Below are 20,369 nucleotides of genomic sequence, written 5' to 3'. Positions count from 1 at the left end.
TCATACCACCGTCTCCTCTGGGCTTTTCTGTAAAGCCACATACTTGTTGGTTTTTTACCTCAAGGGCACCATATCGACCAGGTGGTTGAACCCCTGTTATAGTTGCCCATTTACCATGAGATTTATGGAAGTTTATCTCAACAGTAATATCTATGTCGGCAACACCATCACCATAAGTGAAGCAAAAAAGGTCTTCATTTTGCAAGAACTTAGCCACCCTTTTTAGTCGTCCACCTGTAAGGGAGTTTTCTCCCGTATCCACAAGGGTAACACGCCATGGTTCTGAATGGCACTGGTGAACCTCCATACGGTTTTCAGACATATGAAATGTTACATCCGACATATGGAGAAAATAGTTAGCAAAGTATTCCTTGATCATATACCCTTTATAACCACAACAGATTATGAAATCGTTTAATCCATGGGCAGAATAAATCTTCATAATATGCCAGAGGATTGGCTTTCCCCCAATTTCTACCATAGGTTTAGGTTTAACAATCGTTTCTTCAGAGAGACGAGTACCAAGCCCACCAGCGAGGATAACTACTTTCATGATAACCTCATTATTTTTATAGTTATTTTTGTTAAAAAATATTTTAACTGCGTTAGTCTGTATGCATCCGTTAAAACCTGTGGTTAATTAAATTTAGTCACGGATGAAGGTGGATGAAACACGGATAAATATTTTTATGTTTCTTGATACCATGTCCAAAAAAAGTGGGCTTCCTATATAGCGCAAGGGTTACAAGTCTCTCACCATAAAAGGATTTTGTCTCTGATAAAAGTGTATCTTCGATTTCTTTAAATCTCTCTTTTAGCATGAAAGAGCTATAAAAAATATAACGTAGATTGGTAATAAAAATTCATCTCTCCCTTATCTTATCATTCGTTTCGAAGGTATGTTCGGTGTAGCAGAAGTTTTTTGCCTGACATGTCGATATACCCTCTCCGGGTGGTTCAATACCTACCATCTTTAGGTCATAATCCACCATTATTTTCACAAGTTCAGAGAACGTGACACGGGGTTGCCAGTTGAGTTTTTCTCTTGCCTTGGTGATATCTGCCTGGAGGTGCTCAACTTCCGTTGGGCGAAAATAACGGGGGTCTATTTCTATGATCGTATCACCTGGCTTAATGTTATCTACTTCACATCTTATCGAGCTGACAATGCCTCTTTCTTGAGGACCATCGCCAATCCATTCTATTTCTATACCTGCATAAGAAAAGGCAATTTCCACAAATTCTCGAACACTGTGGCTCTCCCCTGTCCCTATCACATAATCATCTGGTTTGTCCTGTTGTAACATAAGCCACATCATCTCTACATACTCCGGTGCAAAGCCCCAATCCCTTTTGGCATTGAGATTACCGAGATATAGCTTCTTCTGATTGCCCGCTAAGATATTCGCAAGAGCTCTGGTAATCTTGCGAGTTACAAAGGTCTCACCCCTGCGGGGTGATTCGTGGTTAAAGAGTATACCATTACAGGCAAATAGTCCATAGGCCTCACGGTAGTTAACCGTCATCCAAAAGGAATAGAGTTTTGCGGCAGCATAGGGGCTTCGAGGATAGAAGGGTGTTTTTTCTGACTGTGGAGGAGGAGAGGCACCAAAGAGTTCTGAGGATGATGCCTGGTAGTATTTTGTCTTGATACCACTTCTACGGATGGCTTCCAGTAGCCTTGTTGTACCAAGGCCCGTTATGTCTCCTGTGTATTCGGGGGTATCAAAGGAGACTCGCACATGGCTTTGGGCACCAAGATGGTAAATTTCGTCGGGTTTTATGTTATAGATGAGGTTTATCAGCTGGCCAGAGTCAGAAAGATCCCCGTGGTGGAGAAATAGTTTTGCGCCTTCGGTGTGAGGATCTGTATAGATATGGTCTATGCGACCAGTGTTAAACGTGCTAGCCCGACGGATAAGACCATGAACTTCATAACCTTTAGATAAAAGAAGCTCCGCAAGGTACGAGCCATCCTGACCTGTGATACCTGTAATGAGCGCTTTCATTTTAAACTCGTGTCTTCAGATTGATTTAAAGCCATATCGCATCTTTCCCTAAAACTTCAAGGTTTAAATCACATTCTCCCAATTTCACCTTATGTTCCTCTTTCTGCTACTCTATCTGAGGGAGGACAAAGCCAAGAATCCCACAATCTCGGCCTGTTTTCCTATCTGATACCTTCTTCTGCTTCCTCGGATAGTTTTTATCAAAGAGTGAAACTCTAGAGAATCAGATACTCGATAAAGGGGGGTAATTTAGAAAAAAATACGCTTCCGCCCTTCAGAGTCAACTACCCTCAGTCCAGATTTGCCCATCAAGCCGTGGAATATTATACAAAGAAGATCACATAGTCAATATACTTTCTAACGTTAGTCCAGTTTGCTAGTCAAATCCTATCTTTATACTGCGGAAAAAATACTGGGTAAAATTTATTGACAAGGTTTTCACAGTTTAGTTATAATTTCTTTAACTTTTGGGGTTGTAGCTCAGTTGGGAGAGCGCTTGAATGGCATTCAAGAGGTCGGGGGTTCGACTCCCCCCAGCTCCACTGGAAAACTGAAGAGGTTGGTGAGTGAACCAACCTCTTTTAATTTTACTTGGCGATAGGTGCATTTCAGTAGAAGATCGATCACGCAAAAACATTTTAAACCCCACTCTTTAAGTACCATTCAAACGTCTTTCTGATACCTTCCTCCAATGGCGTTTTGGGAGCCCAGCCAAGCTGTCTAAGTTTGCTAATATCCAGGAGTTTTCTCGGTGTCCCATCGGGTTTACTCAAATCATGATCCACATTCCCCTTAAAACCAACTATATCTTTTATGAGCAAAGCTAACTCTTTCACTTTCAAATCTTCGCCAGTCCCAACATTGACAAAATAGTCCTCGCTTAATTTTTTTATATCTTTGGCATCCACTGATTCCATCAAAAAAATGCACGCGTCAGCACAGTCGTCCACATAAAGAAACTCCCTATACACATTTCCGGTTCCCCACATCGTCATTGTTAAACCGTCTCTTTCCCTTTTGATCCCATACCTTTCAAGTGTTTGTAATATCTCTCCTTCCGAGGCACTTCCATCCACTCCATCTACAGGTCTCTCCTGAAAATCTTTACGAACCAAGACCCAATTTTCATCCTCTATACACTTGGCCAAATACATCTTCCTGAGCAGTGCAGGCAACACATGGGAGGTAAATAGATCAAAGTTATCATTAGGTCCGTAGAGATTTGTGGGCATGCAGGAAATAAAGTTGGTACCATACTGTTCATTATAGTAGCGACAGAGCTTGATCGCAGCGATTTTCGCTACGGCATAGGGTTCATTTGTGGGCTCCAAAAGACCCGTCAACAAGTACTCCTCTTTCATAGGTTGGGGTGAAAACTTGGGATAAATGCACGACGACCCCAGGTTGAGAAGTTTTTTGACGCCGTATTTATACGACAAATGGATGATATTTGAGGCAATGGCTATGTTTTCGTATATAAACTCCGCTTTATAGGTGTTGTTTGCCAAAATACCACCCACTCTAGCCGCAGAAAGAAAAACATACTCTGGCCTTTGGGACTCAAAGAACTGCTCTGTTAATGCCTGATTTGTAAGGTCAAGCTGGTGGAAATTAACGGTTGATGGATAAGAATGGGAAGGAATCTTTCTGTGATAGTTGGAGATGATATTGGTATACCCTCTTTCTAGAAGCTTTCTCACAATAGCACTTCCCACCATGCCTGTACCACCAGAAACAAATACCCTGGATTCCTTATTCATCTGCCCTCCTGTTTTAGCCCGAACTTACCTACATTTAAAAGCACCCAACCTCGAAACTCAAGAGGAAACGTGCGATCATTCAACAAAACAAAAAAGGTTAACCTTCCCACGGTTAACCCTCACTTTTTCCTCAGCATGGTGCCGAAGCCGGGATTTGAACCCGGACAGGCCTTCGCCCACTAGACCCTGAACCTAGCGCGTCTACCAATTCCGCCACTTCGGCACTTTAAGTGTAGAATATTTTTACAACCACCAACTTCCGTTGTCAAGGCAAAATTATGGTCTTGAAATTTCTCATATTTTTGATAATCTCCCCCCATGATTGTCCTCGAGGATTATAAAAACATCCCATCAGTTTTTCACGAATCATTCGTGACCATAGGAAACTTTGACGGCGTTCATCTCGGACACAGGGAGATATTCCAGAGGCTCATCCGGGAAGCAAAAAATGCAGGGCGTCAAGCCGTTGTAATTACCTTTGATCCCCATCCCAAGATGCTCCTTCACCCTGAGCGGCGACCCTTTTACCTCATCAATACAAAGGAAGAAAAGATCGATCTCATCAAAAGGGAAGGTATCGATGGGCTCATCATAATACCCTTTACTTATGAATTCTCCCGCATTACGGCGGACGAATTCATTTTTGAGATTCTCTGGAAAAATTTCAAAGTGAAAAAAGTTCTAATCGGCCATGACTACACCTTCGGTCATGCAAAAGGAGGTAACAAGCATACGCTCATTCAGTGGGGTAAAAAGCTGGGTTTTTCCGTGGAAATTATGGAACCTTATACTATGGACGGCAAAATCATAAGCAGCACACTGGTTAGAAAGACCATCCAGAGTGGTGATGTGAGAAAAGCTGCAGCGTACCTGGGGCGTCCATACAATATGAGAGGCACGGTGATTCATGGTCACCACCGTGGAAAGGGTCTCGGATTTCCCACCGCAAACGTTTTACCGGAGAAGGTGCTATTTCCTGCCGACGGGGTTTACGCAGCCTTCGCAGAGTTGGGAGAAGAACTTTTACCCGCCGTAGTGAATATAGGTAACAATCCCACGTTCGGAGACGACAAAGTATCCATCGAGGCTTTTATATTAGACTTCACTGGCGACATTTACGGCCAGAAAATAAATGTCCTCTTCCTGGAAAGGATAAGAGAAGAGAGGAAATTCCCAAGCCCCGCGGAATTAGTAGAGCAGATTCAGAAGGACATAAAAAAAGCGCAGGAGATCTTCTCAAAGAACAATTATCACTCGCCTAAAGACAATGATATCTATTCGTCATCTACACGAATGGGAATTAGACATTAAAAAGGCCCGTGAAATACAGAAGCAGCTCCGCTCTCAACTCATCCTTACAGATGAAAATTTTCCCCAAAGACCGTGTCTTGTAGCAGGTGCAGATGTTTCCTACTCCCGTGAAAGTGAAAAGCTATACGCAGCTGTTGTAGTTCTGTCATACGAAGACATGAAAATATCAGAGGAAGCTTATGCCAGTGGCTCTGTCACCTTCCCGTACATACCTGGTCTCCTCAGCTTTCGTGAAGGTCCCATTCTGTTACAAGCATTCGCAAAACTAAAAGAGGTTCCCGATGTCGTTTTATTGGACGGTCAGGGAATAGCTCATCCCCGGGGTCTAGGTCTTGCCTCTCACATCGGTCTCTTCCTCGATTTACCCACTATCGGATGTGCAAAATCAAGGCTCTTGGGAGAATGTGGTGAGGTTGGATCAAATGTGGGTGATCAAACACCTCTGTATTACGAAGGCCAGGTTGTCGGAACTGCGCTCAGAACCAAAAAAAACGTCAAACCCATTTACGTATCACCAGGACATCGCATCAGTTTAACCAAAGCGTGCCAAATCGTTTTAGACACATGCCGGGGTTACCGTATCCCAGAACCTCTAAGGCAGGCCCATATCCTTGTTAATCGGCTGCGGACAGAACTCTAAAAAGCTCAAAGATCTCTGAGCGGGTAAAAACCGACCTTACAGAATCAACATGTTTCAATATATTCTCCCTGCCACCTTCTTCCCTGTCGATAAGAGAAATTACTCCTTCCACCACAAGACCGTTGGCTCTCGCCCTTTCTATCGCCGTGATTGTCGAACCTCCCGTGGTAATCACATCGTCGAGGATGACAACCCTCTCCCCTGGGTAAACTTCACCCTCAATGGTTCTCTCCATCCCGTGGCCTTTGGTCTCCTTACGCACTATGAAAGCCTTTATGGGCTTGTTCTGCTGAAACGATATGAGGGAGAGGGCAATGGCCATAGGATCAGCACCGAGGGTCAATCCTCCAGCGGCGGTTATGGGCAAGTCCTTAACCATCGAGAAGAGAATGTTGCCGATGAGATTCATACCCTCAGGATGAAGGGTAGTGGCTTTACAGTTGAAGTAGTAATTGCTCTTCTTCCCCGAAGCCAGAACAAAAGGTGGATCTTCCCGGTACTGAAAGGATCTCGTAATAATCAGCTTTGCCAATCTATCTCTCCATAACTCAACACTCACTTCTTCACCTCTTTCTCATCTTTCCTGCGCAAGGTATCAAGGATACGCACAGCATCTACTCCATCTCTACCATAGAACGCCCCGAGACTTCTCGCATATTCTTCAGTTACCACGGCACCACCAAGTAAAAAAGGGATATCGAAGCCTTCAGAGCGGGTCCTTTGAATAACTTCCCTCATCACTGTCATCGTCGTAGTCATTAATGCAGAAAGGCCAACAGCTAGAGGGCTTTCATCTTTAATTCTTTTCACAATGAGTTCCGTGGGCACATCCTTCCCCAAATCGATGACTCTGTACCCATGATTGCGCAGCATAAGGGCAACTATGTTCTTTCCTATATCGTGTATGTCACCTTTCACAGTGGCAAGAATCACCTTGCCCTTACTCTGGGCTTCACCCTTCTCCAGAAAAGGTCCGATATACGTCATGCCCCTCTCCATAGCTTCCGCTGCTGACACAAGCTGAGGCAGAAAGAACTCCCTTCTTTCAAACCTTTCACCCACTTCCACAATTGCAGGTATCATGATCTTTTGAACTACGTTTGCCGCCCCATATCCTCCATCGAGCAATTCTTTTATCCTGTCTACAACCCCCTCGCGATCCCCTTCAATTATGGCCTGCTTAAGCCCCTCCTCAGGCCCAAACTGCTCGCTGACACCCCTTCTTTCACCCTTCCCACTGTAACATCCAACATAGATCCGCCCACCGGGATCGTATCCCAGAAGAACATCCAGTGCCCTCTTCACACCCATAACCTCGGGGCTACCCGGATTGATAATAGCGGCCGATATCCCATGCTTCATAGCGAGGGCCATTAAGGCGGTATTCAACCACCGCCTCTCCGGCATGCCAAACGAAACATTAGACACACCTAAAACCGTCTGACATTTAAGCACCCGCCTACACCACTCAACAGTTTTCAAGGTCTCTAAAACTCCGAGGGAATGGGTAGCTACCGTTGTTACAAGACCATCCACAAGGATGTCCTCTTTGCGAAAACCGAACCGACGCGCCTCTTTTAAAACACTTTTTATTACCTCCCGTCTCCTCTCAAACCTATCAGGCACCTCCCCGTCAGCAATGGGTAGGAGGATAAACATCGCACCGTATTTCGAAGCAAGGGGGAGTAACTCTCTCATCTTTGCCTCTTCACCCGTGATAGAATTCACCAATGCCCGTCCGGGGTATATCCGCAGTGCCCTTTCCAGGGCTTTGGTATCCTTGGTGTCGATGACAAGGGGTACATCAGTAACAGCTACTACAGCCTTTATTACATCCCCAATTACACCTGCCTCATCTATGCCAGGGACACCTACGTTTATATCCAGCAGATCAGCACCCTGCAGCACCTGCTCACGGGCAAGTCGCCTGACCATATCCATCTTGCCCGCACGCAGTTCTTCCTGTAGGTCTTTCTTTCCGGTGGGATTTATCCTCTCACCAATAACCAAAGGAGTGTTTCTTGTCTCACCAACAACACAGTGAGACCGAGCGGAAGAGAGGACACCCACTCTATACGGCTTAGGGGAAGGTGGAGAAAGATCCTTTAAGTTTCTCGACAAGGCCGCAATATGTTCAGGTCCAGTACCGCAACAGCCACCCAAAATGGAAACACCCCTCTCTATAAAAGCTTTAACGTAACTTCCAAATTCCTCCGGACCCATTTCAAAAACAGTTCTTCTGTCCTCCAGCCTGGGAAGCCCTGCATTGGGCTTAGCAATGAGGGGTACCCTGGCATAAGGGAACATACCTTCGATCCACGAGATCATTTCCCTCGGCCCCACGGAACAGTTGCAGCCCACAGCATCGGCTCCGAGACTCTGTAGGGTAACAAGGGCGGTTATAGGATCCGTTCCTCCAAGTGTCCGTCCGTCTTTCTCAAATGTCATGGTGACAATGGTGAAATAATCCCCCAGTTCTTTAACAGCCAAAAGGGCAGCCCTCGCTTCCTGGATATCCATCATCGTCTCTATCACAAAGAGATCAACGCCACCTTCCATGAGTCCTTTCGCCTGTTCTTTGAATATCTCTACCGCCTCTTCAAAGGGGAGATCACCGAAAGGTTCAACAAACCGGCCCGTAGGGCCTATGTCTCCCGCCACAAGCCCTCCAGAACCAACTGCTCGGCGCGCCACCTCTGCCAGTTCCCTATTTACGGTAGCCACATCCCGAAAACCGTATTCCATCAACTTCTGCCTATTAGCACCAAAGGTACAGGTATAGACGACATCCGATCCCGCCTCACGGTAAGCCCTGTGGATCTCCGCAATTACGTCCCGGTGCTCCAAACACCAGAGCTCAGGTGAAACCCCTACGGGCATACCTCTCTTCTGGAGTTCTGTCCCTGTGGCCCCATCAAGTACAACTACCTTCCTCCGTAAAAGCTCCTTTATCTTCTTCATCCTTCCATGCCTCATTCTCGAGAACTCTCCCTGATGATTCCCGTTAATGCCGTAACCGACTTCTCGGGCACCAAAACAAAACGCTCTGTAAGACGTACCCCCAACCGCTCAAGCTCGAGCAGTCGACATACTATTGCTTGATTCTCCAGGGAAAAGTCACCATATCCCGCGGAATATCTGTAACTCATAAGTCTCTTCCCTTCCCTGCGCAAACCCTGATTCACATATCCCATAATCCAATCGAGCGATGCATCCACAATCTCACTTGCCACAGCATCAAACACAACCGCCCTGGAGAGGTTTCCCCTTGCCGTTTCCCCCTCGATAGCTCTAATGATCTGCTCTCCCGCGGTCGCACCCATTAAGCAAATTTCCTCCACATCTCCCAAAAAAGAGACAAGTTTGGAACTAGCAAAAAAATCACCCTCTGGTAACAGAATCCGTTCCGGTTCTTCTATAACAACGGGCACAATCCGAAAAGCCCCCCGCAGCGTGATGTGAACGAGAGCCTCCTCAATGGCTTCGTCGATCCACCTCTTCTGTTCTGGACTAACGGAAGTAAAACGACTGTACCCAATTCGGCGGTATATATCACTGTGAGGAATATGGGGAAGAACTATTCGTTCAAAGTGTTTCACACTCTGCATTTAGAGAGCACCCACTACAGCATCGCCCATTTCAGATGTTCCAACGAGAGTTGTTCCTTCTTTGTAAATATCTCGCGTTCGCAAACCCTCTCTGAGCACACGGCGAACAGCGTTCTCTATCATTGAGGCTGCTTCCTCCATTTTAAGTGTGTAACGGAACATAAGGGCAACAGAGAGGATCGCAGCGAGAGGGTTAGCGATGTTCTTTCCCGCAATATCCGGCGCTGAGCCATGAATGGGCTCGTAGAGGGAATGTTCGTATCCGAGACTCGCCGAGGGTAAAAGACCAATAGAACCTGTGATTGTAGCACCCTCATCACTCAGTATATCGCCGAACATGTTCGTCGTCACTATGACATCGAACTGACGAGGATTCAGAATGAGCTGCATGGCGCAGTTATCCACAAACATGTGATTCAACTCTACTTCAGGATAACCTTTGGCCACTTCAGACACAACCTCCCTCCAGAGCTGATTGCTCTCGAGAACATTCGCCTTATCCACTGACGTGATCTTCTTTCGTCTTCCCATTGCCGCTTCAAAGGCTACCCGAGCTATCCTCCTTATTTCCTCCTCGGTATAAATGAGGGTATTGATCCCGACGCGCATACCCCTATCTTCCCGAATACCCCGGGGTTCACCGAAGTACACATCCCCCGTGAGTTCCCTTACGATGAGTATGTCCACACCGGAGATGATTTCTTTCTTTAGAGGAGAGGCCTCTATGAGTTCCTCAAACACGGTTACAGGCCGTAAATTTGCAAAGAGGTTGAGTCCGGAACGGAGTCCCAGTAGTGCCCTCTCAGGTCGAAGATGGAAATCCAATACATCCCACTTTGGACCACCCACTGCACCCAACAATACCCCCTTGGATCTTCTCGCGAGCTCCATAGAAACCGCAGGTAAAGGTTCGCCATACTCATCGTAGGCAGCGCCACCCACAAAACCAAAATGGATCATAAACTCCACTCCTACCTTTTTCCCCACCGCTTTCAATACCTTCAATGCCTCATTGATCACCTCCGGACCAATACCATCACCGGGAAATACAGCTATCTCTATAGTTTCTGCCATCATATCACCCCATCACAGCTTTCTGGTACGCGCAGTCAGGTAAGGTATGAGACCACCCGCCCTCACAAGTTCCTGCATAAAGGGAGGGATGGGCTCTACGTTGAGGACATCACCATTCGGCAAAGAGATTAAACCGCTATCACCATCCACCTCGATCACTTCACCCTCCTCTACAAGTTCGTAGAGAGGACGGCATTCGAATATGGGAAGACCAATGTTAAAAGCGTTGCGGTAAAATATGCGGGCAAAACTCTTAGCTATAACACAAACGATACCTGCCGCCTTTATCGCAATAGGGGCGTGCTCCCGAGATGAACCAGAACCGAAATTTTCACCCGCCACTATTATGTCTCCCGGCTGCACTTTGGAGGCAAAGGTGGGATCTGCGTCCTCCATAACGTGCAATGCCAGAAAAGAAGGATCGGTGCGATTGATGTACCTTGCCGGTATGATTAAATCCGTATTTATGTGATCCCCGAATTTCCACACACGACCCCTGAATTTCATAACCTGTGGACCCCCTTCAATTCCTCCGGTGAGGCTATTCGACCGAGAACGGCCGACGCTGCCGCTACAGCGGGATTCGTAAGATATACTTCACTTTCCCTGTGCCCCATACGTCCCACAAAGTTCCTGTTGGTTGTGGATACCGCCCTCTCGCCTTCCGCAAGCACCCCCATGTGACCTCCCAAACACGGACCACAGGTAGGTGGGCTAATTACCGCACCCGCATCGAGAAATACCTCTATCAAACCTTCCTCGAGGGCCATACGATAAACACCTGGGGTTGCGGGTGCCACAATAAGCCTGACCCCACGGGCCACCTTTCTTCCTTTCAGCAACCTCGCAGCGACACGCAGATCCTCGATACGACCGTTTGTGCACGATCCAATGTAAACCTGATCAATGGGAATGGAACCCACCTGGCTTATGCCTTTCACATTGGACGGAAGATGTGGGAAGGCCACCTGGGGCTCTAATTTATCCAGATCAACTGGAACTACATCAACATAAACAGCATCGGGATCGGAATACACAAAAACGGGATCTCTGTTCCCGTATTCACGCACATAGCTCTTAGTAACATCGTCCGCTTCAAAGACGCCATTTTTAGCACCCGCCTCCACAACCATATTGGCGATGGTGAAGCGGTCGGCCATCGTGAGCTGACCCACCGCATCACCTGTAAACTCCAGAGCTTTATAGTTTGCCCCTTCCACTCCCAATCTCCCGATAAGGTAAAGAATGATATCCTTACCAGAAACCGAGGGACGCAACCGACCCTCAAGAACGACCTTAATCGTCTCGGGAACGCGAAACCAGAGCTTCCCCGTTATCATCACAGCCGCCAGGTCCGTACTGCCCACACCGGTGGCAAACGCACCAAGTGCACCGTAGGTGCAGGTGTGACTGTCCGCACCCACCACAAGGTCACCAGGAACCACCAAACCCTGCTCCGGAAGAAGAACATGACAGATCCCCGCATTTCCTCCATCGTAGAAGTACCGAATATTATGTTCTTTTGCAAAATCCCTCAAAATCTTACAGTTTTTGGCAGCGGCTATATCCTTGTTTGGGGTAAAGTGATCACACACAAGCACAATGCGGTCACGATCGAATACCTTCTTTGCCCCCGCCTTCCTAAACTCCTCGATAGCAATTGGCCCTGTTACATCATGGGCCATCGCCACATCCACACGAGCCTCAACAATCATGCCGGGTTTGACAACATCCATACCGGCATGAGCCGCAAGAATCTTTTCCGTTATCGTCATTCCCATCGAAATCCCCCCATCTCTGCGAGTTCACCCACCATAAAACATTCAACAACCACAAATCAAGAGTTACTTACCGAACTGCCACTTAAGCGAGGTGTAGTAAAGTAAAATTGAATCGTGCTATAGAAATTTTCATGCAAAAGGTTAAGCAATCAAAGCTTTCCATTCCTGCATGGGCCCTTATAGCATCCGCCGCCCTTCTTGTATTACTCTTTACAATCATCCTCGTGCGGGACATAAAAAGACAGGAAGCTCTAACAGCAAAACTCCTCATTGAGAAAGGAGAGGCCATTATCCGCTCTCTCGAAGCAGGGGCTCGTACGGGAATAGGCTTAAAATGGGGAGCCTTTGAGTTGCAAAAACTACTCATGGAAACGGCCCAACAACCAGGGGTAGATTACATCATTATAACATCCGCCGATGGCACCATATTAGCGGACAGTGAACCAGCTCTCATCGGAGACATCTACGAACCTGGCTTCGATTTAAAAACCACTATAAATGAGAACATCACCTACTGGAGAAGGATACCAAACGTAAATGGGGCTGACACATTTGAAGTTTATCGTCGCTTCATAACCTATCCGAAACTCCAGAGAGAAACACCGCCCAGTGAGAGAATTGAAGGGTATTTCATCTTTGTCGGGTTGGATACGAGTCCTGTTGTTGCTTCCCGAAGTATCGAGACCAAAAGGGCAATTTTGACCGTCACATTTCTCTGTCTTGCCGGCTTCGCAGGTATCACTGCGATCTTCCTTGCGGAGCGCTACCGCGGGGCAAAGAGATCAATAACACGCATGCAAGCCTTCTCTGACCACCTCATGGAGCAAATGCCCGCAGGCCTGATTGCCGTAAATGCTGAAGGGAAGATCGTCTTCTTCAACAAAATGGCAGAAAAAATAACAGGCAAAAAGGCAACTCAAACAATAGGAAAATCTCCTTCAGAAGTCTTACACCCCCTGTTTGTTGAATATCTCACAAAAAAAGGAGAAGACACTTTGGAGGAAGTAGAATTTTCCGCGGAACCAGGGAGAAAAGTCTTCCTGGAAATAACCCGCTCCTTGTGGAACGATGGTCAAGAAACAGGAAGATTGCTCCTCTTCAGAGATGTAACGGAAATGAGAAAATTACACGAAGAAATTGCAAGGAACCGGCAACTTGCCGCTCTCGGCAACCTGGCAGCAGGTGTTGCCCATGAGATAAGAAATCCACTGAGCTCTATAAAGGGATTTGCCACCTATTTCCGAGAAAGATATCAGCATACGCCCAACGACGCCGAGATTGCAGAACTCATGTTAAGTGAGGTAAATCGTCTAAATCGCGTGATAACACAGCTACTAGACCTCGCTCGTCCACCGCAAATAATAAGGCGAAGAGTGGATATGAAGGGGCTGATCGAAGAATCTTTAAGACTCGTTGAAGAACGCTTAAGGGAAAAAAACATCTCCCTCAACTTTGACCTCGAAGAAGGTCTCTTCGCCTTTATAGACCCGGATCACATAAGACAGGTGTTTTTAAATGTCCTTATCAACGCCATTGACGCGCTAAGCGATGGTGGTACACTTGAGGTAAAATCTCAGAGTAATGAAAGAGGAATCACAGTGATTGTGAAGGATACAGGTTCTGGCATAAAAAAAGAGGACCTAAACCGTGTGTTTGATCCCTACTTCACCACAAAGCCATCGGGAGTAGGTCTGGGTCTTGCAATAGCCTCGCGCATCATGGAATCCCACGGAGGGAGCATACGTCTGGAAAGTGAAGAGAGGAAAGGCACTTGTGTATTTCTCCACCTACCCCATACGATAGATGAGAGGAAATCCATATGACGGACAAATACGACATCCTGGTCGTGGATGATGATGCTGCACACAGAATTATGTTGAAAACACTCCTCACAAGCTGGGGATACAATGTAATTGAGGTCGAGGACGGTGATAAGGCCGTCTCTAATGTAAAGGAAAGACCATACGATCTTGTCCTCATGGATATTCGTATGGTCAACATGTCCGGCCTCGACGCCCTGGAACACATAAAAAATTACAATCCCGCTATACCCGTAATACTTATAACGGCGTATGCCTCCATCGAAACCGCAGTTGAGGGGATAAAAAAGGGTGCGTACGACTACCTCCAAAAACCTCTCAACTTCGACGAACTGAAGATCAAGATAGAAAGGGCCATAGAACACAAAAAACTGAAAGAAGAAAACATCGATCTCAAAAAGAGGATAAAACATAACCAGGAAGGTCCTACAATCATCGGCAGGTCGTATTCCATGACCCGACTCCTGGAGATGGTTCACCAGGTAGCGCCCACAGAGGCTACAGTTTTAATCACGGGAGAATCAGGAACAGGAAAGGAATTGATAGCGGAGGCCATCCATTACTGGAGTCCACGCCGCAATGGACCACTCGTAAAGATAAACTGCGCGGCCATCACTGAAACCCTTCTGGAAAGTGAGCTTTTCGGCCATGAGAAAGGGGCATTCACGGGTGCCGATCATAGAAAGGAAGGAAAATTCCGCCAGGCGGAGGGAGGAACTATATTCCTGGATGAGATAAGCGAATCATCCCTCGCCATGCAGGCAAAACTCCTAAGGGCCATTCAGGACAGGGAAATAACCAGGGTCGGGGGAAATGAGGTGATAAAGGTGAATGTCCGCATAATAGCTGCGACAAACAAGGACCTTGTGGCAGCAATCAAAAAGGGAAGTTTTCGTGAAGACCTCTTCTACAGGTTAAATGTGGTAACCCTATATGTACCACCACTCCGGGATCGCAGGGAGGACATCCCTCTCCTCGCCGAACATTTTCTCCGCCACTTCTCCAGCAAAAACGGTAAAAACATACGGGGATTTACACCCCAGGCCATGGATAAATTTCTCAAACATTCCTGGCCGGGAAACGTGAGAGAGCTTATGAACACCATTGAACGGGCGGTGATATTCTGTCAGAGGGACTTCATCGAAGAGGGGGATATCTACCTTCTGTCAGCTATAACCGAGGAAGAAACCCTTCCTTTAACACTTGAAAAGTTTGCCGGACACACATCCCTTGACGAGTTAGAGAAAGAGGTAATAAGTGCTACATTGAAGAAATTTTCAGGCAATAAAAGCGAAACGGCAAGAAGACTCGGCATTACCAGGAGGACCCTTCTCCTCAAAATGAAAAAATACGGAATTCACTGATCAGCTATGCGGATAGAACCAGAAGATCTGGAAGTACTCAACAGTTTGATTGACTTCGGTAACCGCCATAGTTACTCCAAACTTTCAAAAGGTGTTCTGCTCACCACCGTCGCCCGACATTTCCTAGGCAGCCCTTACAGAAGCAAAACCCTGGACGTAAATGACACCGAAGAGCTTGTGATCAATCTTCGTACATTTGACTGCCAGACTTTCGTGGAAACGTGCTTGGCCTTTGTGCTTATGTGGACCTCGGGGAAAGTGGGCCTTTCCTCCTTCACCGAAGCTCTCAGATCGCTGCGTTACAGAAACGGCAAGATTGAAGGATACCCATCCAGGCTCCACTACCTCACCGATTGGATCCACGAAAACGAACGGAATGGCATTCTTAGGAACCTCACAGAGGAGATGGGTGGTGTCAAAGACGAAAGAAAGATCTCCTTCATGACCAACCATCAGAACCTCTACAGACCACTGGAAAACCCTGACAACTTAACAGCGATGAAACAAATCGAGGACATCCTCTCCCAAAAACAAAGACACATTATCCCCAAGGAAAAACTGGAATTGGTGGTAGGGAAACTGCAGGAAGGGGACATCGTGGGAATAGCCACAAACATCGACGGTCTGGATTGTCTTCACATGGGAATCATCACAATTAGAGATAAAGCACATATGATCCACGCATCTTCCCGGGAGGGATGTGTAATTGAGTCAAGAGATAGCATTGTAGATTACCTTTACGCCGGTGATGAGAGAACGGGCATCGTTGTTTGCCGACTCCACTAGTGGCAAAAAAGTCTTGCGTTTACACTCCAATATATATATTCTTGCCTGGCCATTAAGGGAAATATGCCCAACCAAACATATGAGTTATCCATCGGACCTGGTGATGGTTTATGTAGGAATAGTCGATAAAACTGAACCCTTTCGGGCAAAAAACATAAGGAGGATAGGAGATGAAGGATGTTGTTATTGTAACTGGTGCACGCACAGCAGTTGGGTCTTTTGGAGGAACTCTAAAAGACGTAAAAGCGGTTGATTTGGGTGCCATAGTTATCAAAGAAACTTTGAAAAGAGCTGGTCTGCGTCCCACCATTACCGACTTTGTCAAAAGTTGCCGACCTACCATTTTTGGAGATTACGACAAAACGGACTTCCATAAGAAATTTTACGACTACGATGACTCCCTCCAGCCCATCTACGTCGATGAGGTCATAATGGGTAACGTCCTCCAGGGAGGTCAGGGTCAGAATCCAGGGAGACAGGCTGCCCTTTTCGCCGGTCTACCTGAAGAAACAAACGCCATCACCGTGAACAAGGTATGTGCCTCCGGTATGAAAGCCATAGCTCTAGCCGCTCAGGCAATAAAAGCTGGCGACGCAGAAGTTGTGATAGCCGGTGGTATGGAAAACATGAGCATGGCCCCTTACATCCTTCCTAACGCTCGCTGGGGTTACCGGATGAACATGCCGTATGGTCAAATTGCTGATTTAATGGTGTTCGATGGGCTTTACGAAATATTCTACGGGTACCACATGGGAAACACCGCCGAGGAGATTGCAAAGCTCTATAACATATCCAGAGAAGAGCAGGATGTCTTTGCCTTAAAGAGCCATCAGAAAGCTATTGCGGCGATCAAAAGTGGGGCAATAGCCGATGAAATCGTGCCCGTCGTGATTCCTCAGAAGAAAGGAGACCCCATCGTTTTTAAGGTGGACGAGCGTCCGATGGAGACAACCTTAGAAAAAATGGCAAAATTACCACCTGCTTTCAAGAAGGATGGTACTGTCACAGCGGGTAACGCTTCCGGTATTAATGATGCAGCAGCGGCAGTGTTGGTCATGTCTGCAGATAAAGCAAAAGAGCTGGGATTGAAACCACTGGCAAAAATTCTGGGTTATGCCGCAGGTGGTGTGGATCCCAACTTCATGGGCCTTGGTCCCATTCCGGCAGTGAGAAAACTCTTCAAGAAGCTCGGTATAACGATGAAGGATATCGATCTCGTTGAACTTAATGAAGCCTTCGCCGTTCAGGCTCTCGCTTGCATAAGAGAACTGGAGATCGATGAAAACAAACTCAACGTGAACGGAGGCGGTATATCAATAGGTCATCCTATAGGATGCACAGGTGCAAGAATTACATACGGTTTGGCCATGGAAATGAAGAAGAGGAATCTCAAGTTGGGTCTTGCAACACTGTGCATCGGCGGCGGCCAGGGATTTGCCATAGTGCTGGAGAACGTCTAACGGAAAAGGTGGTGGGACGTAAGCTTACGTCCCACCACCCCCAACCTACGAAATGGTTAATGAACGAATTTCTGAAAGTTATAAGGGCTCTAGCCGATAAAAATAGATTGAAAATCCTTAAACTCCTCGAAGATAGAGAACTCTGTGTTTGTGAAATGCAAGCCCTCCTTGGTATCGCCCAGCCAACGGTATCCAAACATCTAAAAGTTTTGGAAAAAGTAGGGCTCGTCCAGAAGAGGAAAGATGGATTGTGGGTGAACTACACCCTGAACAGGGAGAGTAAGGATCCTTACATCGCAATAGCGATAAACCTCATGAAAGATTCCCTCAACGAAGACATTTCCATCATTGAGTTGTTAAGTAAAAGTAAGCATCTGAACCGCGAGCTTATATGTAAAAGCACCACAAAACCACGTTAATGCAATGAAACATCAGGAATGAAAGATAGATGAACTCTTCTAAATTTTTTTTCTTAATCCTCGTGGCAACCCTCACAATTATCCCCTTGTGCCATCTGCAGGCAATGCAGTCCACAATCGTCGAGAGCGAAGGTTATGCATGCATGGGGGAGGATAGATCGAGGAAACAGACAGAAAATATAGCTCTCCTTAACGCAAAGAGGAACGCCCAGGAAAAAACTTTAAGCTACATTGAAAGTGAGACAACAATTAAAGATTTTGAACTAAAGCGCGATATAGTTTCTGCCTACTCCCACGGGAAAGTGAAAATACTGGAGGAAAAGAAGAAGGAATGGTACAGAGACCCACAAATGGGTGAATGTTTCCTAATACAGGTAAGGGCAGAAGTCATCCCCGAAGAAATTCGAACGAAGCCAAAAATAGAAGAGATGCTGAGCGACCCTATGGCACCCCTTACAGTTAAGCTCTGGACGGATAAGCAGACGTACAGGCAGGGAGAAAAAATCAAAATATTCATCCGGGGTAACAAACCTTTCTACGCAAGGATTATTCACAAAGACGCAAGCGGCAATACAACACAACTACTCCCCAATCCTTTCCGAGAGAACAACTACTTTAACGGTGGGATCGTGTACGAAATCCCCTCAGGGGAGGACCGTTTTGAACTGGAGGTGACACCACCTTTTGGTGAAGAAAGTATTCTCATCTTTGCGGGAACAGCCCCACTCGGAGATATCGTCACAGAGGCAATGGGTGGTGTCTTTTCAGTGAAGGAACGGGAGGAGGAAATCTACTCTAAGACAAGAGCGTTAAAAATAAAAATCAAAGAAAGAGACGATAAAGCAACCCCGGCAGAATTCTACGAATCAAAACTAACCTTTAGAACGGCGAATTAAAATCAACAAATTTGCCGGCAAGCTACTCAAAAGAGAGGTGAAAAATGAATTATCGTTACGTAAGGTTCGAACCAAAGGGTTCCATTGGCTATATCATCTTAAACAACCCCAAAAGGAGAAATGCCCTCTCCCAGGAAATGCTTAAAGAGCTGATTGCCCTGCAGGAAACCCTGATTAAAGATGAGGCAATAAAGGTCGTTATCATAAAGGGTGAGGGTAGTGTATTCTCCTCCGGACACGACATAAATGAACTTATCGATAAACCCAAAGCTTTCTACGATGATCTTTTCCAAACATGCGGCTTTTTCATGAAACGTCTACAGAAGATGCCCCAACCTGTTATTGCACAGGTTCATGGAGTGGCCACCGCGGCAGGGTGTCAACTCGTCGCTGCATGTGACCTTGCAGTGGCTGAGGAAGGGGCAACCTTCCAGACACCAGGTGTGCTTCTCGGCTTCTTCTGTACAACACCTGCCATTCCTCTCGTAAGGGCCATAGGAAGGAAGAGGGCATTGGAGATGCTATTCACAGGTCGAATGATCTCGGCAAGAGAAGCGCTGGATTTTGGTCTTGTAAACAGAGTGGTGCCCCTCGATCGTCTCGAAGAGGAAACTCTTAAACTGGCAGAAGAGATCGCCGCTGGAAGCCGCTATACACTTGGCCTTGGGAAAAGGGCGTTCTACACTCAGGTGAATATGAGCGACGCCCAAGCGTATACCTTCGGTAGCGAAGTTATGGTGAGCAATCTCTTCACTGAGGATGCGAAGGAAGGTTTGAAAGCGTTCTTAGAAAAACGGAAACCCATCTGGCAGGGAAGGTAATCTAGGGAACAAGGGTTCATCTCATTGGGGACTCTCACCATCAAAAGGTACAATTAAATTTTCCCCACTTCATAAAAGTATATAGGATCGCCGTGTAGAGAGGATGGTGGGAAGGCTACATCAATAGGTTTCCACCCTGGTATGGGAAAGTTGCAGGAAATTACACGGGTTCCGGGTCGCAACTCTGAAGAAAGTTTTTGACCCAAACGCTCCATAACATCGGGAAAAAGATAACAAAAGACGACATCAGCCCCACTCAAATCCTCCTTCCAGAAATCCCGCCACCTAACTTCCACATTCGGAATTCCCGCAGCTCGAATTCTGCTTAAAAAATAAGCAAAGGGATTCACCTCATAACCCAGCGCCCTCACCCCGTACCGTTTGTTGGCTTCCAGAAGTACCCTTCCATCACCGCATCCTATATCAATCAGCAGTTCCCCTTTCTTCATAGGCATCCGATCCAGAAAAGTTTTAACCCTTATACCCGCCGACGGGTGAAACATAGCCCCACCTGTGATGGGCAAAGCAATCAAGATGGAAAATACGAATAGCATCTTGACCAACAATAACGTTCCTACCGCTGAGAAGAATAACACAAAAAGGTAGGACATCCGTTTCCC

Annotated in this window: 19 protein-coding genes and 2 tRNA genes; 10 read left to right on the top strand and 11 right to left on the bottom strand. The window is 46.6% G+C overall.

Annotated elements, in window-relative coordinates; translation table 11 throughout:
- Positions 1 to 553: glucose-1-phosphate cytidylyltransferase (gene rfbF, locus N2317_04630; protein MCX7816781.1), on the bottom strand; the 553-nt coding region annotated here is incomplete at its 3' end.
- A 310-nt stretch (positions 554 to 863) separates the two neighbouring features.
- A complete protein-coding gene (gene gmd, locus N2317_04625; GenBank protein MCX7816780.1) occupies positions 864 to 2,009 on the bottom strand; it encodes a GDP-mannose 4,6-dehydratase in 1,146 nt (381 codons plus the stop codon).
- A 469-nt stretch (positions 2,010 to 2,478) separates the two neighbouring features.
- Here gmd and N2317_04620 point away from each other — a divergent pair.
- Positions 2,479 to 2,551 (top strand) — tRNA-Ala (locus tag N2317_04620).
- A 96-nt stretch (positions 2,552 to 2,647) separates the two neighbouring features.
- Here the strand turns inward: N2317_04620 and N2317_04615 are convergent.
- Complete coding sequence (locus N2317_04615; protein MCX7816779.1) at positions 2,648 to 3,769, bottom strand: GDP-L-fucose synthase; 1,122 nt, start codon at positions 3,767 to 3,769, stop codon at positions 2,648 to 2,650.
- Between the two features lie 136 nt (positions 3,770 to 3,905).
- Positions 3,906 to 3,992: transfer RNA gene (locus N2317_04610), tRNA-Leu, on the bottom strand.
- Between the two features lie 95 nt (positions 3,993 to 4,087).
- Between N2317_04610 and N2317_04605 the strand changes: the two genes are divergently transcribed.
- Together N2317_04605 and nfi are read left to right on the top strand one after the other, a co-directional pair.
- Positions 4,088 to 5,080 carry a bifunctional riboflavin kinase/FAD synthetase gene (locus tag N2317_04605; protein ID MCX7816778.1) on the top strand — a complete coding sequence of 331 codons (993 nt, stop codon included), beginning with the start codon at positions 4,088 to 4,090 and terminating at the stop codon, positions 5,078 to 5,080.
- Positions 5,037 to 5,720 (top strand): deoxyribonuclease V, encoded by a 684-nt coding sequence (gene nfi, locus N2317_04600; GenBank protein MCX7816777.1) that lies wholly within the window; start codon positions 5,037 to 5,039, stop codon positions 5,718 to 5,720. The genes N2317_04605 and nfi overlap by 44 nt, the downstream gene beginning before the upstream one ends.
- On the opposite strand, the gene pyrE is transcribed toward nfi, so the two are convergent.
- The 6 genes from pyrE to leuC are packed head-to-tail and all read right to left on the bottom strand — an operon-like array spanning position 5,695 to position 12,183.
- Positions 5,695 to 6,279, bottom strand: coding sequence for an orotate phosphoribosyltransferase (pyrE, locus tag N2317_04595; protein ID MCX7816776.1), 585 nt, complete (start codon positions 6,277 to 6,279; stop codon positions 5,695 to 5,697). The two genes, nfi and pyrE, sit on opposite strands and share 26 nt — an antisense overlap.
- On the bottom strand, positions 6,276 to 8,681 hold the full coding sequence (locus N2317_04590; GenBank protein ID MCX7816775.1) for a homocysteine S-methyltransferase family protein: 2,406 nt from the start codon (positions 8,679 to 8,681) through the stop codon (positions 6,276 to 6,278). Before N2317_04590 ends, pyrE begins: the two co-directional genes overlap by 4 nt.
- 11 nt (positions 8,682 to 8,692) lie before the next feature.
- Positions 8,693 to 9,328 carry a hypothetical protein gene (locus N2317_04585; GenBank protein ID MCX7816774.1) on the bottom strand — a complete coding sequence of 212 codons (636 nt, stop codon included), beginning with the start codon at positions 9,326 to 9,328 and terminating at the stop codon, positions 8,693 to 8,695.
- On the bottom strand, positions 9,329 to 10,402 hold the full coding sequence (gene leuB / locus N2317_04580; protein ID MCX7816773.1) for a 3-isopropylmalate dehydrogenase: 1,074 nt from the start codon (positions 10,400 to 10,402) through the stop codon (positions 9,329 to 9,331).
- Between the two features lie 12 nt (positions 10,403 to 10,414).
- Complete coding sequence (locus N2317_04575; protein MCX7816772.1) at positions 10,415 to 10,909, bottom strand: 3-isopropylmalate dehydratase small subunit; 495 nt, start codon at positions 10,907 to 10,909, stop codon at positions 10,415 to 10,417.
- On the bottom strand, positions 10,906 to 12,183 hold the full coding sequence (gene leuC, locus N2317_04570) for a 3-isopropylmalate dehydratase large subunit (GenBank protein ID MCX7816771.1): 1,278 nt from the start codon (positions 12,181 to 12,183) through the stop codon (positions 10,906 to 10,908). Before leuC ends, N2317_04575 begins: the two co-directional genes overlap by 4 nt.
- A 107-nt stretch (positions 12,184 to 12,290) precedes the next feature.
- On the opposite strand from leuC, the gene N2317_04565 reads away from it, so the two are divergent.
- The 7 genes from N2317_04565 to N2317_04535 all read left to right on the top strand — a co-directional run bounded on the left by N2317_04565 (position 12,291) and on the right by N2317_04535 (position 19,749).
- Complete coding sequence (locus N2317_04565; protein MCX7816770.1) at positions 12,291 to 14,006, top strand: ATP-binding protein; 1,716 nt, start codon at positions 12,291 to 12,293, stop codon at positions 14,004 to 14,006.
- Entirely contained in the window at positions 14,003 to 15,367 is a 1,365-nt protein-coding gene (locus N2317_04560) for a sigma-54 dependent transcriptional regulator (GenBank protein MCX7816769.1), read from the top strand. The genes N2317_04565 and N2317_04560 overlap by 4 nt, the downstream gene beginning before the upstream one ends.
- Positions 15,368 to 15,373: 6 nt before the next feature.
- A complete protein-coding gene (locus N2317_04555) occupies positions 15,374 to 16,153 on the top strand; it encodes a DUF1460 domain-containing protein (GenBank protein ID MCX7816768.1) in 780 nt (259 codons plus the stop codon).
- A 170-nt stretch (positions 16,154 to 16,323) separates the two neighbouring features.
- The gene (locus tag N2317_04550) at positions 16,324 to 17,613 is read left to right on the top strand and encodes an acetyl-CoA C-acetyltransferase (protein ID MCX7816767.1); all 1,290 of its coding nucleotides are present in this window, start codon (positions 16,324 to 16,326) and stop codon (positions 17,611 to 17,613) included.
- Between the two features lie 59 nt (positions 17,614 to 17,672).
- Positions 17,673 to 18,032 carry a metalloregulator ArsR/SmtB family transcription factor gene (locus N2317_04545; GenBank protein MCX7816766.1) on the top strand — a complete coding sequence of 120 codons (360 nt, stop codon included), beginning with the start codon at positions 17,673 to 17,675 and terminating at the stop codon, positions 18,030 to 18,032.
- A 29-nt stretch (positions 18,033 to 18,061) separates the two neighbouring features.
- Positions 18,062 to 18,928 (top strand): DUF4384 domain-containing protein, encoded by an 867-nt coding sequence (locus N2317_04540; GenBank protein MCX7816765.1) that lies wholly within the window; start codon positions 18,062 to 18,064, stop codon positions 18,926 to 18,928.
- Positions 18,929 to 18,972: 44 nt separating this feature from the next.
- On the top strand, positions 18,973 to 19,749 hold the full coding sequence (locus N2317_04535; GenBank protein MCX7816764.1) for an enoyl-CoA hydratase: 777 nt from the start codon (positions 18,973 to 18,975) through the stop codon (positions 19,747 to 19,749).
- Positions 19,750 to 19,802: 53 nt separating this feature from the next.
- Here N2317_04535 and N2317_04530 read toward each other — a convergent pair whose 3' ends face one another.
- A complete protein-coding gene (locus N2317_04530; protein ID MCX7816763.1) occupies positions 19,803 to 20,360 on the bottom strand; it encodes a class I SAM-dependent methyltransferase in 558 nt (185 codons plus the stop codon).
- Positions 20,361 to 20,369 lie beyond the last annotated feature (9 nt).

The organism is Syntrophales bacterium, assembly GCA_026417625.1.
In the GTDB taxonomy this organism is placed as follows: domain Bacteria; phylum Desulfobacterota; class Syntrophia; order Syntrophales; family UBA8958; genus JAOACW01.
The sequence above is the reverse complement of the archived record's forward strand: the minus strand, read 5'-3'. Positions and strand labels throughout refer to the sequence as shown.